We start from the raw sequence: 13,989 nt of genomic DNA on the forward strand, positions 1-13,989 counted from the left end.
AGCTGCACCACTGACAATACTTGATTCGGCAACTCGGATGGCCCACCCGCATTGCCGTTGAGCTTGATATCACGGTAGATTTTTTTTCAGTACGACGCTTCCTGCAATGGGCTTAATAAGTGTGAGCAAGTGGTTTAAAGAGAACCCACCCGAGACTGCATCGAGTTCATCTTCTAACAGTTCTCCGCTTGGACTAGGCAGGACCACCACCATTTCGCCCGGCTTTTCCGTGACGATTTGCAGCTTGAGTTCAGACGGCATGTCGAATCCGAAGGCCGCCTTAATGGCTTGAATCGGTTGTTCCGAGAGCTGAGCCCGGAACGCCGGGTCCGTCGCTGCCCTGGCCCGGATTGCGCCCTCAAAGGCAGCACGTGCGTCCATTGCACTGTCAGTCATCGTCTTCTCCTTGAACGTTTCTCGGCAGTCCCGTCGTGGCCGCCCTGGTCTTTGCAAACTTGGCATGCGGCGGCCTCACTGGCGCATATGTGGAACTAATCACCGCTGGCAGACCAAGCAAGGCGCAGGCGATGCTGAAACTCGGCGAATTCTGGGCTGACTTCGATTTAGTAACTGTAGGTTTAATCAGCTCCTAGTGCTGCTTCATGGCATTATTCGTCGCGGATGTTTGGGTGTCCATCCCCTGAACGCCCGCCTCATCGACCGAGGATGGCGCCACCTGGGAGCGGAAGTGTCCGCAATACTGCAGCAGGGTAGCTATGCCGGCACATGCGTCACCATCGTGCCAAGCCACGACCGCCTGGACCCGATCTTCGGCCTCATGCGGCTGATCTTTTCGTTCCTGCAGAAGACAAGCCCGGTCTTATAGCACTACCGTTCAATCAGGGCCGTGGCCAAAGTGCCAACCATCGGCGCGCGGTCGCTCTCGCAGACCATTGAAAAGGCCGCCGATTGGCAGCCTTCTGTCTTGTTTTCCTTTATCTGTCCAAGCTCAGAACTCCTGCCAATCGTCTTTAACCGCAGCTGCGGTTGCCGCCACGCCACGTCCACCAAAAGCCCTGGAAATCTTGCTGACCATGGATCTTGGCGCCGAAGGCACAGAAGCATTGGCCGATGCAGTGCCAATCAACGCTGGTCTGTGCGAGCCGGTTGCATCGCTCGGCGATGTGCCCAACTTGAAATGAGACACCAGCTCACGCATACGGTTTGCTTCATTGGCTAGTGTCGCCCCGGCGGCACTGGCTTCCTCCACCATGGCCGCATTTTGCTGCGTCACCTGATCCATCTGATTGACTGCCCGGTTCACCTCCGAAAGTCCGACAGATTGCTCGCGTGCAGACGTTGCTATGGCATCCATATGTTGGTTGATGGTCACGATATAGCCCTCGATTTTCTTCAGGGCCTCGCCTGTTTCGCTTACCAGCTTAACACCGGTCTCGACCTCAACCGTGGACTTGCTGATGAGGCTCTTGATTTCCCGAGCGGCCTGAGCCGACCGTTGTGCAAGTTCGCGCACTTCCTGGGCGACGACAGCAAAACCTTTCCCTGCCTCACCAGCGCGAGCGGCTTCCACACCTGCGTTCAGGGCGAGGAGATTCGTCTGGAAGGCGATATCGTCGATTACGCCGATGATATTGGAGATCTGGCCCGACGATTCTTCAATCCGACCCATTGCATTCACGGCGTTGGCCACAACACCACCCGATTGGCGTGCTCCTTCGTTTGCCTGCACGGCGACAGCGCGTGCCTCTTCTGCTCGTTTTGTGGAGTTCGCGACATTGGTCGTGATCTGGTCCAAGGCGGCAGCCGTTTCCTCAAGTGATGCCGCCTGTTGCTCGGTGCGTTTGGACAAGTCATCCGCGCTTGCACTGATCTCTCTCGATCCGCCGTCAATAGCGTGCGTCGCCTGAGCCACTGTCGATAGGGTCTGCCGCAGCTGTTCGATGGCGAGGTTGAAGTCCTTGCGCAAGCCTTCAAAGTCCTGTGCAAATGATTGACTGAGCTGGACAGACAGATTTCCCGATGCCAGTTCCTTCAGGCCTTCAGCGAGGCTCTGAGTGGCCTGGCTCATTTCTTCAGCCCGAATGCGATCCTGCTCGGCAGTCCGACGTTGCTGCTCTTCGGTCAGGTGGCGCTGGCTTTGTGCCTCACCCTCAAGTCGCTTTGTCTCAATGGCGTTCCTGCGGAAAACATCCACGGCAGCAGCCATGTCACCAATTTCATCGGCGCGACCTTCGTATGGGATCGGCGTGTGCACATCGCCCGAAGCGAGGTTTTTCATTGCGTCGGTGATAGTCTGGATTGGCTTGGCAATGCCTGCGATCGCAAACCAAATGGATCCGCTTATGCACACAGCGGCAAAAACCAGAAGCGCAAGTGCTACGTACAGCGACGTGTTGAAGTCTTCCTGACCATCGGCGAAAGATTGGCTCGCGCCTCTCTCGTTGATACCGATGAGCTTACTCAATCCTTCGTTGATGCTTACGGCGAAGGGTTTCAGGTCAACAAAGACCATCCGTTCAGCTGTGAGATCGTCTCCGGCCAATGAAGCCGCACGCAACTGCTCCGCCAACTTATCATATTGGGCAAAGGTAGTGCGAAGGTTCTTAACCACTTCGAGTTCAGCCGGAGTGACCGCAAGCCTTTCATAATCTGTAAGTGCCTGCAAATACGCTGAACGAGCGTTCTGGACGTCGGCCTCCGCCAGGTCTTGTGCGGCCTTGGTGCTGGCGATGACATGCCCTCTCCAAGCGAGCCGCATATCCGTAAATGCGTTGTCAGCTGTTTTTGCCAAACCGAGACTTGGCATCCAGTTGCCGGCAATGTCCTCGGTGCTTCTGTTGATCTCTACCATTTTCGAAAGGGTAAAAGCGGCAAAGCCGACGAAAATGAAGCCAATGGTCGCAAATGCAATTGTAAGTGCAGTCTTTATTTTGGGGCGTGTCATCAGGACTTGCTCGGAAAACCCCACTCCTGGGCCAAACATCAGGCGGAAGCGGGAAGGCGCCGCCTTTCATACGCGGGTCTTTAAAATTAGCGTTTCATGATTGACATTGAGTAAAGCGGCGGCAGCAGGCGGCCAAAGTAATTCTTAGAAATTGCCGGCAAGTCTCCCTCCCGGCATGCCCCTGCAACGGGTGGCTGCGGCCGTGAGGCGGCAATGACGGGCTTTGATCGGCGTCTCTCCCCATCTGCAATCCCAAGTGGCTCATCGCCACACCCCAGGCCTGGCAGGCAGCGGCTACCTGGCAGACAATATGATCCAAGACAATGAATGAGATTACTCAGTTCACCAGCATCCGGCCTGGTTCCTTGCCGGCTGCTTACCTCGGCGGCACGCATCAGTTCGCCGAGCGGGCGGCATCGCTCCTCGAGCAAATCCCGCACGCGCCATCTATTCCGACCTTGCGTCGGAATGGGCGGCGTCTTTTTTCGGCGATCGTTGATCCCGAAGACCAAGGTTATCGACGACAGGTCCGGCGACGTGGCGACACTCTTGAAGGCGCTAAACTTCAACTTCAGCCGATCAGCGCTTTGAACCGCACCGGGTTTGCCGGAGGCTCCAACTTCTGAGAAAGTGGAGCCATTATGAGCAAGACAACGAATAAGTTTTCACCTGAAGTCCGTCAACGTGCCATTCGTATGGTGCTGGATCACGAAGCCGAGCACCCTTCGCGGTGGGCTGCCGTTTCATCTATTGCGGCCAAGATCGGCTGCTCGCCCGCCACGCTGCATGAATGGGTGAAGAAGACCGAGGTCGACACCGGCAAACGAGCAGGCCTGCCGAGCGACGTGGCCGAGAAGATGAAGGCTCTGGAGCGTGAGAACCGCGAGCTTCGTCAAGCCAACGAGATATTGCGCAAGGCGTCTGCTTATTTCGCCCAGGCGGAGCTCGACCGCCCCTTCAAGCGATGATGGCGAAGGCCTGCTGAACACATTTGATGTCCGCGGGTCTTCTTCCAACCCTTACCTCAACGGCGACTGTTTGATTTCTTCCGTCGATCAACCCGCTAAAGTAACAGTCGACGCCTTGATCGCCGCCAACGAAACCAGATTGGGTTACTTCGTAGCCGCAGGCGTCAAATATCCTTCTGACGAGCTGCTCAGCATCCTGAGGCGCCAGAGGTTGTTCGCCATTCTCGAAGCGATCGATAAGTCCCAGCGCAGCGTTTAGCTTATCCGCTGTGATGCCGGTCATGGTTCGGCTCCGGTGAACGTCTGGATCCTTCGCGGTTGCCATCAAAGTGAAGGCTTATCCGCGGTTGAGTTGAGATGAGCCTCCAACTCCTGAATACTGGTCATGACCGACACAAATTCAGGCGGCGTCCCAAATATCATGGCAGACATTCTCTCGTAGTCGGCTTTGAGTTTGTTACGCATCTCGGGCGTGGGCACCAGCCGAAAACTACCGGGCACGGCTCGATCATATCGATGGTCCGGTGCGCGAAACATTAGCTCTTTATGCCGGCGGCAAGCCTCAGCGAGATCGAGCATCGATGCAGTGGCCTTGCCGTAGTCAGGATTCGTCCAAATTTGATGAACATCATAGTAGTGGCGCGAGTATCGATTGAGGTCTGGGACTTTCAGCTCAGGACTATCCTGTATGCTTCGTTTTTCCGTCATCTCCGTCATCGCGTGAAGGATCAGCACTTTCTCCCAAAAAGTGCGCTCCGGCTTGACGGTCGTTACATTGTGCACCGTCAGGTCAGTGCCCTTTCTCATTTCCGAAGCAACGTATGGAATGATCTCTCGCCTCTCGGCCGGAACGGGATCTGGGCGTGCCCCGCCTTCGATGCGCACTGCCGCCTCGACATAACCGCCGCTGGTGTCAAACACACTTTTGTATCCAAGAACCAGCACATCGAGCGCCTCCTTCTTTCGGTAGAGATCGTATCCGAAGTCGAGCGAGAAATGTCCCGATTGCCCGGCCTCTCCCTCGACCGCGGCGATTTCCTCATCGAGCGAACGCTTGAGCGGTCCGGACATGTAATGGCGTGCTGCCTCGTCGACCTGCTCGGCAAGAGCCTTCTGCTGCTGATTGACGGAGGGAAGGGCTGCGATATCTGCCTCCAGCGGAACTTTTAAATCTGCTTTGTAGATGCCGATGTCGATGTCTTCGGAGAAACGCTTTATCAGGCTATATGCTTTGCTGAGGCTGGTGCCGCCTTTGAAGTAAAGGCCGATCGCATCATCCTTGCGCCGGTTGAACAAGAAGTCCAGCACCCAGCAGACATACAGATCCTTCTCGATGTTCTCGGCACGCGTTTCCAGGTCTGACGCAGCGGCGGAGAATAGTGCTCTCCGCTCGTCAGCGCTCGAGCGAAGGATATCAACGAAACTCTGACGCATGTTCATCTATTCCCTCGCGGCCCGGCGGAGTGCTTCCGTCTTCCTGGGGCGGCGGATCGGCGGTTATGGTCTCCACCGCCTGGTACATCCAGGCTGGGATGGCGTGGATGTTTTCGCGAAGATCCTCGACGATCGGCTGCCTATGGGGGCTTCGTGCCAGGTAGCGTACGATACCATCGACAACTGCCTCCAGATTGGCGCGCTCGTCGCGAAACCAATGGAGGGCCTGGATCACTCGCATTGCCGGCCGGCCCGCCCAAAACGCAGTCTTTGCCGAAATGCGCTTGAAGTCCAAGATGTAGATCACGGGCTTCGTGGCCTCGGTATCGCCGGCATTGGCCTCGATCTCGATGGTTCGGGGATATGCGTCCGCATAGATTGTAGACCTGGCGGGGACGGCCGTCGTCAGGCCAAGATCATTGGCAGCCGTCATGCCATCGACGCAAACACGAAGCTTGTCACGTCGTGCGATGGCATCGATGAATGAGGCGCGTGGCGGAAATACCATCTTGCCGGTCAGTTGGCTGATAGTTGGTTTGTCGTAAAGACCACGATGAGGGCGGCGGATGTCGCCGCGATTGGTCAACCTCTGCAGGGCCTTTTCGACGGCATTAGGCGTTGCAATGTCGAGAAAATCGGAACGGGACCAAACGCCCGAAGGTGCCGCACCTGCGATCCTTTGGTGAATGCGTTCCAGAGTGTCCGACGTGGGATCCGGCATAATCATCCTACTTTTTGACCAAAGATTATATACAAATTTTGGTCACAAGGCGCAATAGGTTCACAAATGACCAATATTTAGATACAAAAATTGGTCAGTAATCGCATATCTCACGCCTTCATGTAGTGCTTTTGAAAGGCGGTGGTCAGACCCTTGTCGTTCGTCTCCTTGCACATGGCATGAATAGCTGGGGCGAGTTTTAACCCAAGCGTATATCGGCTTGGTTTGACGGTTTTCTTCGCGACGTCGAACATTTCTAAAGCTGCTGCAGACAGTGATCCGGTGGCCCAGAATTCAAAGTGGACTTTCAGGTTTTTCCAATCTGGATGGTTTTTGATGGCGCTGAAGGCCGTCGGCACGTTGTGCTGTAACCATCGCTTGAATTCATTGTCGGGGATTTCGCCGTAGGGACTGTAGCCTTTGCACTCGAAGAGGTGAATTGAGGCATTGCCATAAATCGCCACGACATCCACCTCGGCCTGCTTCGCATCATTCTTGAAGATGCGGTTCATCTTGATATCCCACGAGATAGTTTTCCGGACTATATCGGCTGCGAGGTATTCGAACAGCGTACCGCGAAGTTGTGTGGACGCCCCTTCGATCTTACCAAGCTTGCTGAAAAGTTCGTCGAACCTCGCAGGGTCGATTGCAGATGTTGCAGCTTGACGCAGAACGTGGTCAGCTCCTTCAGCCCAGCGGCGATTTCGTCTCCAAACAGATTTCCCGGTGTTGCCGCTATAATCCCGTTCTGCTTGGCAAGCATGAACGCGTCATGCGAATAGGAATCGGCGACGAACATCTGGATGGTAGCCCCGACGTTACGAAGTGCACGCAGCGAATGGCATTTTTGAAGAAACGGCCGAATTCCCCCGACTCCGACCTCTTCGCCGAGAAGAATATCGCAGGCAAGAAATCCCGGCTTCTGTTTGCCGTCGTCACCCTTCGTCAGAAAGCTCAAATAAGATGGCGCCGTGAGGTCCCACGCAAACGTGCCGACCCTTGGCAGCGTCTCTCCATCGCGTGTGGACACCTTTTCATAACTGACGAGACCGAGTTTCCTGCTCCAATCACTGATGGCCTTGAGCAGTACGGACTCTGTAATCAGCCTCGCTCGAACATCTTGCGCCAAGGATTCGTAACGGCCGTCGTACTGGCTGAACACGATGCATTCCCCAATGCCGCTGACAAGAACCTTATCCAGCAGTTGCGCCTGCTTCAGCCGGTTGAAGATCGTATCGGGTGATAAATGCCGTGCCTGCATCATTGGAGCGCCACACGCGATCGCAAAATGCTTTGTGGGAAGCAGCCCGCCACGTTGCAAGATCGCCTCGAGGGCCAACCCGTATGCTGACCGTGTTCTGATCAATGCCTCGACGAGATTTTCCCAATATTGCGGGGATCCGTAATGCTGCTGCAGATAGATAAAGCGGGCCTTTCGGGGGAAGGTGATATACGCGAGACGTTTTACTGCGGTCCGTGTTCGGGAAACGCGCTGCCTCGCGGCATCCGGTTTCAAACCGTGGTTGTCGATCAGGAATTGTGCCACATCGCTTGTAAGCGAGGGGCCATGAGCCGACAGATAGTCCAGAACTGCATCACTCACAGGGAAATCTCGCTGTCACACAGCGCTATTAATAACTTACGTACATGATAGCCAAAAGCCTTTTTTCGCGGGCCAAGCTATGACATTGTTTTGCAAGATAAAAATAGCATACTTTGTCAACGCTTTCTTCCGTCAATGTCACAGTCGATGAAAGTATGGCTGAATATCGTTCCAATTTCTCGGTCAATAATGGCACCATCACCTTCTGGCGCGGCGAATTCGATCGGCCGATTTACACGAGCGGGAGCGCGTGCCGATGCACAGTCCCAGAGCATGTAGATTATTGAAGCAGCTGCGCCTTGATCGCCTGTCCGACAATGGTCAACTACAGCACCGGTTCGCCGCGGATGAAGCTTTCCTCGACCAGCTCCATCTTTTCCAGCCGCTCGACGAGCTTCTCCGACAGCCGCTTGTCACCCACGAGCCAACCGCGGCCGACATTTCTTTGCCGCCGAAAAAATGCGATTGCTCTCAGCGCTTCTTCTTGCGTCCGCGTGAGGCTACGTAGCATCTCCCCGGCCGCCGGATGGTCTACCGTGTTTTGCATGGTCACGGCCCTTCGCCTCTGTTTGATGTCCTATCGGCGCCGGGCCAATCGTTGGAAGGCTCCTCTATCGGTTCGTCCGCCGGATCAGGATCACGATCATAGGCGAGTTGTCGCTTTGCCAGAACGTCATGCAGCGTCTCTATGACACGTGCCGTTCCATAGCCCTCACTTGCGAAACGATCGATGATCTCAGCGACAACATCATCCAGTAGCTGAAACAGTCGTTCCGGACTTTTCGCGGTCATGAACAGCCCTCTCGATCAGGCACCAATCCGGCGTTGCTTCCAGTCCCTATACGGTGCCAGCAGCTGGCCGGGGAAGCGTTCCTCTATAGCCGTCTCCACCATCGCGATCTGAGCGAATACATCGCTGCCGTCGCGATTTTAGAGAGCGATGCTCTCGCTTGCCTCTTCAAGCTTCTGCATCATTGCAAACACTTCCTCGTCCGTCATCGCCCCCAAGCGATCCGCGAACTCTACGGCGTCGAATTCTGATTGACCGGGCATCACGACTCTCCCATTTTTTCGCCAACGGCTATCACCTAGAATGGTGCGCCGGGTAACGGCGCCTCGTATCTCTGAGATATGCTATCCATCATCCAGTTCAATCCAGACTGGGGCATGGTCGCTGGTGTGCTCCCATGCGCGCGCGAACTTGTCGACGCCGCAGGTCTGCAGTCGCTCCCGTAGCGAGGGACTGAGCAGGAAATGGTCGATACGAAGGCCGGCATCGCGGGTGAAGGCATTACGGAAATACTTCCAGAACGTATAGATCCGCTCTTCCGGATGCAGCAGCCGAACAGCGTCCGTCCAGCCCATGGCAATCAGCTCGCCATAGGCTGCCCGTACTTCCGGCCGAAACAGGGCATCGTCGCGCCAACGCTCCGGCTTGTAGACATCGAGATCGGTCGGCATGACGTTGAAGTCTCCGACCAGGGCGACCGGCACATCGAGTTCGAACAGCTCTGCCGCATAGGAATGCAGCCGCTCGAACCAGCGGAGTTTGTAGTCGAACTTCGGCCCTGGTGCCGGATTGCCGTTCGGAAGATAAAGGCAGCCGACGACGATCCCGTCGATGGCAGCCTCGATATAACGGCTATGGCTATCATCAGGATCGCCCGGAAGCCCACGACGGGTCTCGCGCGGCTCCTGATCTCGGGCAAGGATAGCAACGCCATTCCAGGATTTTTGACCGTGCCAGATGGCGCCATAGCCGGCGCGCTCGATCTCACGGCGCGGAAACTTCTCGTCCGGCGCCTTCAGCTCCTGCAGGCACACGACATCAGGCTTCGCCTCGGCGAGCCACCGCAGCAGGACGTCGAGCCGGCCGTTGATGCCGTTGACGTTATAGGTGGCGAGCTTCACTAAGCGCTTCCGTCAGTGCTTGCGATCACCCTTGTCGCCCTGACCGGGTTTGGCATCATGCTTGGCGTCGTGGCGAGCGTCAGCGGACAGCGACCGCGAGACGTCGACGCTCTCCTTGAACTTTCCTTCCTTGTCACGGCGGACATACCGCTTGTCGGTTCCGGTATCGATCAGTTCGCGCTTGCTCATGTCAGGACTCCTTCAGGGTTGTTCCAGGAAGAAACGCGCTTGGCCACGAAAAGATGCACCGGAATTAATAGCCTAACCCGGACTCGCAAAACGAGCGGCGCGAATTGTTCTAAGTCCTTGAAAAATGATTCGTTTCGACTCGGAACAATTACATTCTGATTCGCTTGAATCGCTTAAGTTGCGTGAGGAGTTTTGCGTCATGGTTGCCCCAAGAGCGAATTGGAAAGGCTTCATCAAATTCGGAGAGGTGTCGTGCCCGGTGGCGCTCTATACCGCGGCCTCCTCTTCGGAACGCATCGCCTTCAACACGTTGAACCGCAAGACGGGCAACCGGGTGAGGCGTGAGTTCGTCGACAGCGAGACCGGCGATCCCGTCGAACGGGACGATCAGGTCAAGGGCTACGAGATCGAAAACGGCCAATACATCATCCTCGAGCCCGAGGAAGTGGCGGCCGCGGTTCCCGACAGCGACAAGACGCTGAAGATCGATGCTTTCATCCCCTGCAACGAGATCGATGGGGTCTATTTCGACAAGCCGTACTATCTGGCGCCGGACAAGATGGGCACGGATGCCTTTGTGCTTTTGCGCGACGGCATGAAAAAAGCCAAGGTTGCCGCGATCGCTCGCACGGTCCTCTTCCGCCGTGTGCGTACAGTTCTCATCCGGCCGCACGGCAAAGGGCTGATCGCCACCACCCTCAACTTCGACTACGAGGTGCGCTCCTCCGAAGAGGCGTTCGAGGAACTGCCAGACCTGAAGATCGAAGGCGAAATGCTTGAGCTCGCAGAGCACATCATCGGCACCAAGAAGGGCAGCTTCGACGCCAGCACCTTCGACGATCGCTACGAAGCTGCCGTCGCCGAACTGGTGAAGGCCAAGATCGAGGGCAGGGCGCTTCCGAAGAAGAAGGCGCCACCCGCCTCGAAACCTAGCGACCTCCTGCAGGCGCTTCGGGAGAGCGCTGGCATTGGTGGAAATAAGGCCGAACCGAAGCGGACGGCGGCCAACGCCAACGAGGGCACGTCGCGTCAGAAGGCGGCAAAGCCCGCCGCTGCCAAAACCAAGTCCACGGCGTCGCAAGCCCGCCGCGCTGGTTGATCGGAGGAGACCATGGCAGTTCGCCCCTATTGGAAAGGCTATCTGAAGCTCTCGCTCGTCACCTGCCCGGTGCAGATGATGCCGGCGACCTCCGAGAGCGAAAAAGTTCGCTTTCACACACTCAACCGCGAGACCCAGAACCGCGTCGTCAGCCACTATGTGGATTCTGTCACCGGCAAGGAGGTGAAAGACGAGGACGAGGTCAAGGGTTACCAGCGTGGTGAGAACGACTACATCATCTTGGAAGACGACGAGCTGGAGAACGTCGCGCTCGACAGCACCAAGACGATCGACATCTCGACCTTTACACCGCGAGACAGTGTCGAATGGATCTGGCTCGACACCCCCTATTACCTGTCGCCCAACGATCCCGTCGGGCAGGAGGCCTTCTCCGTCATCCGCGATGCGATGGAGGCGCAGGACATGGCCGGCATTTCACGGCTGGTAATTTCTCGCCGGGAACGCGCCGTCATGCTGGAGCCACGTGGAAAGGGTATCGTCCTCTGGACGCTACGCTATGGGGATGAAGTCCGTGACGAGGATGCCTATTTTGCCGGGATCGACGACGACGAGACAGCGGACAGCGAAATGATGCCCCTTGTGCAGCAATTGATCAAAAAACAGACCCAGCACTGGAACCCCAAGATGGTCATCGATCCCGTGCAGGATCGGTTGCTCGACATCATTGCGGACAAGAAGAAGGCGCTGAAGAAGACCTCAAGGACCAAGGCGAAAGCACCGGCCTCGGCGCCCGCACCGAACAACGTCATCAACATCATGGATGCTTTGAAGAAGTCGGTCGCGGCCGAGACCCGGTCCAGCAAATGAAAAGACCCGCGAAGCCACTGCTGCAGGACAACAGTCTTACCGCCAAATCGCAGCCGCGCCGAAAGCGCGACCCGGCCCAGCCGAACCTTCCGTTCGATCCAATGCCACACCGGGTCGAGCCATGCCTGGCCTTACTGAAATCGACGCCACCGGTCGGACCGGATTGGGCCTACGAGATCAAGTGGGATGGCTATAGGCTCGCGATCCACATCGAGCCGAAAGGTGTGCGGATCATCACGCGCGGCGGCCATGACTGGACGCATCGGTTTCCCGCGATTGCGGCAGCTGCCAGAGAGCTCGGGGTCGGGACCGCAATTCTGGATGGCGAAGCTGTTGTGCTGAACAGTGAAGGACGATCCGACTTCGGAGCTTTGCAGCGCTCGCTCGGCGGGCGCGGCGGCAAGCGCGCTTCAGACGAATCCATCCTCTTCGCCTTCGACCTCTTATACTTCGACGGGCACGATCTGACGAATACCGAACTGTCGGTCCGCCGCCACCTCCTGACCGACCTGCTCGACGGAGCCGTTGGCGCGATACAGCTTTCCGAGGAGGTGCAGGGTGATGGGGCCGAGCTCCTGGAGAACGCCCGCACGCTCGGCTTGGAAGGTATCATCGCCAAGCACCGCGACCGTCCATACCGCTCGGGCAGGACTGGCGACTGGCTGAAGATCAAATGTATTCAGAGTGAGAGCTTCATGATCGTCGGCTACGAGCACTCCGCCACCGCCCGAGGCGGGATCGGCAGCCTGCTGCTTGCCGCCCGGCGCGGCCACGACTGGATCTATGTCGGCGAAGTCGGCACGGGCTTCAAGGAAAAGGACGCGGCGTATCTGAAGAAGACGCTCGACACGCTGAAGACGAGGACGCCGGTCGTTCCGCTCAAAGGCAAGAATTACGTCTTCGCGCAGCCGACGCTGATCGCCGAGATTGAATTCCGCGGCTGGACCGACGACGGCAATCTGCGACATGCATCCTACAAAGGGCTGCGTGAGATCCAGGACAATGCTGCGGTCTACGAGCTCGACTGACCGGTCAGCCAGGCATTAAATTTTTCCGCCGGCTCTCTTGAATCCGAAATTCTCGAAAACCAAATCGATTGCCGCCAGCTGCTGAAGACAGGGCTGGCCTTGCTGGGAGCGCCGTCTTTCGGCGCTTCCGTACCCATGTTGCTTCAAGGAGGATATGGCTATGGCAACATCTTATGACTACGCACCCCTGTTCCGCTCGACCGTCGGCTTCGACCGGGTCTTCAATCTTCTCGAAAACGCCCAGCGGGCCCGTTCGATCAGTGACTGGCCGCCTTATGACATCGTCAAGACTGGTGACGATAGCTACCGCATCTCGATCGCGGTTGCCGGCTTTTCTCAGGAAGATCTCGACGTCACCTTCCAGTCCAACCTTCTGACCGTCACCGGCAAGAAGCAGGAGACCGCCAATGACGCCTACCTGCATCGTGGCATTGCCGGCCGGCCGTTCGAGCACCGTTTCGAACTTGCCGACCATGTCCGGGTGAACGGCGCCGATCTGCAGAACGGACTGCTATCGATCGATCTCGTGCGTGAAATTCCCGAGGCTTTGAAACCGCGCAAGATCGACATACAGACCAACCCGGCTCTCTCGCAAAAGATCGCCCCGGCGCAGATCGAAGCGCAGAAAGCCGCCTGATTTCCAGGCCTGTTCAATAGATCAGGGCGCCACCGCGCTGGCGCCCGTCGGCATTCCGGGTTGGGAAGGAGAGAGCGATGAAACCCGACATGTTCAGACAACCTGTTACTATCCTCGTCGGCCTTGGCTTTCCGACCAAGGTGCACACCGTCATGGACGCCTACCGGCACCTTGCCGATTGGCCGGCCTCATCTGGGGACACGGCGCATTCCATTGCCCTGAAGGCATGTCAGGCGGCCCTTCGCGGAGAGATTGAAGCCGAGACCGCGCGCGGCCTGTTCGCTGCCTTTGCTGCGAAACACGATCTGCTTGCGCCGGAAACCGACGTGGTCGTCGCCTGCCGTCGTAGGCACGACAAAGAGCCGCACGTTCGCTAAGGAGGCCGACATGCACGAGATGTTGCAGCAGGCCGCAAGTTGTGCCGCTGCGACTGGTCCGACGATCCTGCTGCAGGGCATGCAGATTGAGCGACCGGTCGACGTGGTGAAAGCGGCCGCACTCTCCATGGACGACAAACGGGCCGTCCTGGCGGCATGGGCTTCTGACTTCTATGCGATCGACTCGAAGCCGGCATTCCGCCATCTGCCTGGAACACCGGAGCCCGTTTCCATCGACGAGATTCAGGCTGCCTTCAGAGAACTTGATCGGCGCTACGGTTCTTAGGTC

Annotated in this window: 20 protein-coding genes and 1 pseudogene; 9 read left to right on the forward strand and 12 right to left on the reverse strand. The window is 57.1% G+C overall.

Annotation, left to right across the window (positions count from 1 at the left end; translation table 11 throughout):
- Positions 1-69: 69 nt before the first annotated feature.
- Positions 70-396 carry an NHLP leader peptide family RiPP precursor gene (locus QTJ18_RS01100; protein ID WP_252755532.1) on the reverse strand — a complete coding sequence of 109 codons (327 nt, stop codon included), beginning with the start codon at positions 394-396 and terminating at the stop codon, positions 70-72.
- 292 nt (positions 397-688) lie between these two features.
- Between QTJ18_RS01100 and QTJ18_RS01105 the strand changes: the two genes are divergently transcribed.
- Entirely contained in the window at positions 689-826 is a 138-nt protein-coding gene (locus QTJ18_RS01105) for a hypothetical protein (protein WP_252755531.1), read from the forward strand.
- Positions 827-949: 123 nt separating this feature from the next.
- On the opposite strand, the gene QTJ18_RS01110 is transcribed toward QTJ18_RS01105, so the two are convergent.
- Complete coding sequence (locus QTJ18_RS01110; protein WP_252755530.1) at positions 950-2,905, reverse strand: methyl-accepting chemotaxis protein; 1,956 nt, start codon at positions 2,903-2,905, stop codon at positions 950-952.
- A gap of 323 nt (positions 2,906-3,228) precedes the next feature.
- Between QTJ18_RS01110 and QTJ18_RS01115 the strand changes: the two genes are divergently transcribed.
- Positions 3,229-3,531 (forward strand): hypothetical protein, encoded by a 303-nt coding sequence (locus QTJ18_RS01115; protein ID WP_252755529.1) that lies wholly within the window; start codon positions 3,229-3,231, stop codon positions 3,529-3,531.
- Positions 3,532-3,546: 15 nt separating this feature from the next.
- Positions 3,547-3,878, forward strand: a pseudogene (locus QTJ18_RS01120) (transposase); the annotation flags it as partial.
- Here the strand turns inward: QTJ18_RS01120 and QTJ18_RS01125 are convergent.
- From QTJ18_RS01125 to QTJ18_RS01170, 10 genes are all read right to left on the reverse strand, one after another.
- Positions 3,863-4,198 (reverse strand): restriction endonuclease, encoded by a 336-nt coding sequence (locus QTJ18_RS01125; protein ID WP_367318029.1) that lies wholly within the window; start codon positions 4,196-4,198, stop codon positions 3,863-3,865. The pseudogene QTJ18_RS01120 and the gene QTJ18_RS01125 sit on opposite strands and share 16 nt — an antisense overlap.
- Positions 4,198-5,307 (reverse strand): nucleotidyl transferase AbiEii/AbiGii toxin family protein, encoded by a 1,110-nt coding sequence (locus tag QTJ18_RS01130; protein WP_252755537.1) that lies wholly within the window; start codon positions 5,305-5,307, stop codon positions 4,198-4,200. Before QTJ18_RS01130 ends, QTJ18_RS01125 begins: the two co-directional genes overlap by 1 nt.
- A complete protein-coding gene (locus QTJ18_RS01135) occupies positions 5,288-6,028 on the reverse strand; it encodes a DUF6088 family protein (protein ID WP_252755536.1) in 741 nt (246 codons plus the stop codon). The genes QTJ18_RS01130 and QTJ18_RS01135 overlap by 20 nt, the downstream gene beginning before the upstream one ends.
- A gap of 110 nt (positions 6,029-6,138) precedes the next feature.
- A complete protein-coding gene (locus QTJ18_RS01140; RefSeq protein ID WP_367318031.1) occupies positions 6,139-6,675 on the reverse strand; it encodes an NERD domain-containing protein in 537 nt (178 codons plus the stop codon).
- Positions 6,570-7,631, reverse strand: coding sequence for a hypothetical protein (locus QTJ18_RS01145; RefSeq protein ID WP_252755526.1), 1,062 nt, complete (start codon positions 7,629-7,631; stop codon positions 6,570-6,572). Before QTJ18_RS01145 ends, QTJ18_RS01140 begins: the two co-directional genes overlap by 106 nt.
- A gap of 325 nt (positions 7,632-7,956) precedes the next feature.
- Positions 7,957-8,178 carry a hypothetical protein gene (locus tag QTJ18_RS01150; RefSeq protein ID WP_252755535.1) on the reverse strand — a complete coding sequence of 74 codons (222 nt, stop codon included), beginning with the start codon at positions 8,176-8,178 and terminating at the stop codon, positions 7,957-7,959.
- A gap of 2 nt (positions 8,179-8,180) precedes the next feature.
- Positions 8,181-8,423 (reverse strand): hypothetical protein, encoded by a 243-nt coding sequence (locus tag QTJ18_RS01155; protein ID WP_252755525.1) that lies wholly within the window; start codon positions 8,421-8,423, stop codon positions 8,181-8,183.
- 138 nt (positions 8,424-8,561) lie between these two features.
- On the reverse strand, positions 8,562-8,684 hold the full coding sequence (locus QTJ18_RS25525) for a hypothetical protein (protein ID WP_354669094.1): 123 nt from the start codon (positions 8,682-8,684) through the stop codon (positions 8,562-8,564).
- An 81-nt stretch (positions 8,685-8,765) separates the two neighbouring features.
- Positions 8,766-9,542, reverse strand: coding sequence for an exodeoxyribonuclease III (gene xth / locus QTJ18_RS01165; RefSeq protein ID WP_252755524.1), 777 nt, complete (start codon positions 9,540-9,542; stop codon positions 8,766-8,768).
- Positions 9,543-9,554: 12 nt separating this feature from the next.
- The gene (locus tag QTJ18_RS01170) at positions 9,555-9,731 is read right to left on the reverse strand and encodes a hypothetical protein (protein ID WP_010974312.1); all 177 of its coding nucleotides are present in this window, start codon (positions 9,729-9,731) and stop codon (positions 9,555-9,557) included.
- A 199-nt stretch (positions 9,732-9,930) separates the two neighbouring features.
- On the opposite strand from QTJ18_RS01170, the gene ku (QTJ18_RS01175) reads away from it, so the two are divergent.
- From ku (QTJ18_RS01175) to QTJ18_RS01200, 6 genes are all read left to right on the forward strand, one after another.
- The gene (gene ku / locus QTJ18_RS01175; protein ID WP_252755523.1) at positions 9,931-10,830 is read left to right on the forward strand and encodes a non-homologous end joining protein Ku; all 900 of its coding nucleotides are present in this window, start codon (positions 9,931-9,933) and stop codon (positions 10,828-10,830) included.
- 12 nt (positions 10,831-10,842) lie between these two features.
- Positions 10,843-11,658: a non-homologous end joining protein Ku gene (gene ku, locus QTJ18_RS01180; protein ID WP_252755522.1), complete on the forward strand. Its 816-nt coding sequence runs from the start codon at positions 10,843-10,845 to the stop codon at positions 11,656-11,658.
- On the forward strand, positions 11,655-12,686 hold the full coding sequence (gene ligD / locus QTJ18_RS01185) for a non-homologous end-joining DNA ligase (protein ID WP_252755521.1): 1,032 nt from the start codon (positions 11,655-11,657) through the stop codon (positions 12,684-12,686). Before ku (QTJ18_RS01180) ends, ligD begins: the two co-directional genes overlap by 4 nt.
- Positions 12,687-12,846: 160 nt before the next feature.
- Complete coding sequence (locus tag QTJ18_RS01190; RefSeq protein ID WP_252755520.1) at positions 12,847-13,323, forward strand: Hsp20 family protein; 477 nt, start codon at positions 12,847-12,849, stop codon at positions 13,321-13,323.
- A 77-nt stretch (positions 13,324-13,400) separates the two neighbouring features.
- Positions 13,401-13,700: a DUF982 domain-containing protein gene (locus tag QTJ18_RS01195; RefSeq protein WP_252755519.1), complete on the forward strand. Its 300-nt coding sequence runs from the start codon at positions 13,401-13,403 to the stop codon at positions 13,698-13,700.
- A gap of 10 nt (positions 13,701-13,710) precedes the next feature.
- The gene (locus QTJ18_RS01200; protein ID WP_252755518.1) at positions 13,711-13,986 is read left to right on the forward strand and encodes a hypothetical protein; all 276 of its coding nucleotides are present in this window, start codon (positions 13,711-13,713) and stop codon (positions 13,984-13,986) included.
- The last annotated feature ends 3 nt before the right edge of the window (positions 13,987-13,989 follow it).

Source organism: Rhizobium sp. SSA_523 (assembly GCF_030435705.1).
Taxonomy (GTDB): Bacteria; Pseudomonadota; Alphaproteobacteria; order Rhizobiales; family Rhizobiaceae; genus Neorhizobium.

Bases quoted from the DNA above. Each gene is read 5' to 3' on its own strand.
- QTJ18_RS01130 (WP_252755537.1), bottom strand. From the start codon at position 5,307: ATGCGTCAGAGTTTCGTTGATATCCTTCGCTCGAGCGCTGACGAGCGG.
- ligD (WP_252755521.1), top strand. From the start codon at position 11,655: ATGAAAAGACCCGCGAAGCCACTGCTGCAGGACAACAGTCTTACCGCC.
- QTJ18_RS01100 (WP_252755532.1), bottom strand. From the start codon at position 396: ATGACTGACAGTGCAATGGACGCACGTGCTGCCTTTGAGGGCGCAATC.
- QTJ18_RS25525 (WP_354669094.1), bottom strand. From the start codon at position 8,684: ATGCCCGGTCAATCAGAATTCGACGCCGTAGAGTTCGCGGATCGCTTG.
- QTJ18_RS01125 (WP_367318029.1), bottom strand. From the start codon at position 4,198: ATGGCAACCGCGAAGGATCCAGACGTTCACCGGAGCCGAACCATGACC.
- QTJ18_RS01155 (WP_252755525.1), bottom strand. From the start codon at position 8,423: ATGACCGCGAAAAGTCCGGAACGACTGTTTCAGCTACTGGATGATGTT.
- QTJ18_RS01150 (WP_252755535.1), bottom strand. From the start codon at position 8,178: ATGCAAAACACGGTAGACCATCCGGCGGCCGGGGAGATGCTACGTAGC.
- QTJ18_RS01190 (WP_252755520.1), top strand. From the start codon at position 12,847: ATGGCAACATCTTATGACTACGCACCCCTGTTCCGCTCGACCGTCGGC.
- QTJ18_RS01195 (WP_252755519.1), top strand. From the start codon at position 13,401: ATGAAACCCGACATGTTCAGACAACCTGTTACTATCCTCGTCGGCCTT.
- QTJ18_RS01110 (WP_252755530.1), bottom strand. From the start codon at position 2,905: ATGACACGCCCCAAAATAAAGACTGCACTTACAATTGCATTTGCGACC.
- ku (WP_252755522.1), top strand. From the start codon at position 10,843: ATGGCAGTTCGCCCCTATTGGAAAGGCTATCTGAAGCTCTCGCTCGTC.
- QTJ18_RS01200 (WP_252755518.1), top strand. From the start codon at position 13,711: ATGCACGAGATGTTGCAGCAGGCCGCAAGTTGTGCCGCTGCGACTGGT.
- QTJ18_RS01115 (WP_252755529.1), top strand. From the start codon at position 3,229: ATGAATGAGATTACTCAGTTCACCAGCATCCGGCCTGGTTCCTTGCCG.
- QTJ18_RS01170 (WP_010974312.1), bottom strand. From the start codon at position 9,731: ATGAGCAAGCGCGAACTGATCGATACCGGAACCGACAAGCGGTATGTC.
- ku (WP_252755523.1), top strand. From the start codon at position 9,931: ATGGTTGCCCCAAGAGCGAATTGGAAAGGCTTCATCAAATTCGGAGAG.
- QTJ18_RS01135 (WP_252755536.1), bottom strand. From the start codon at position 6,028: ATGCCGGATCCCACGTCGGACACTCTGGAACGCATTCACCAAAGGATC.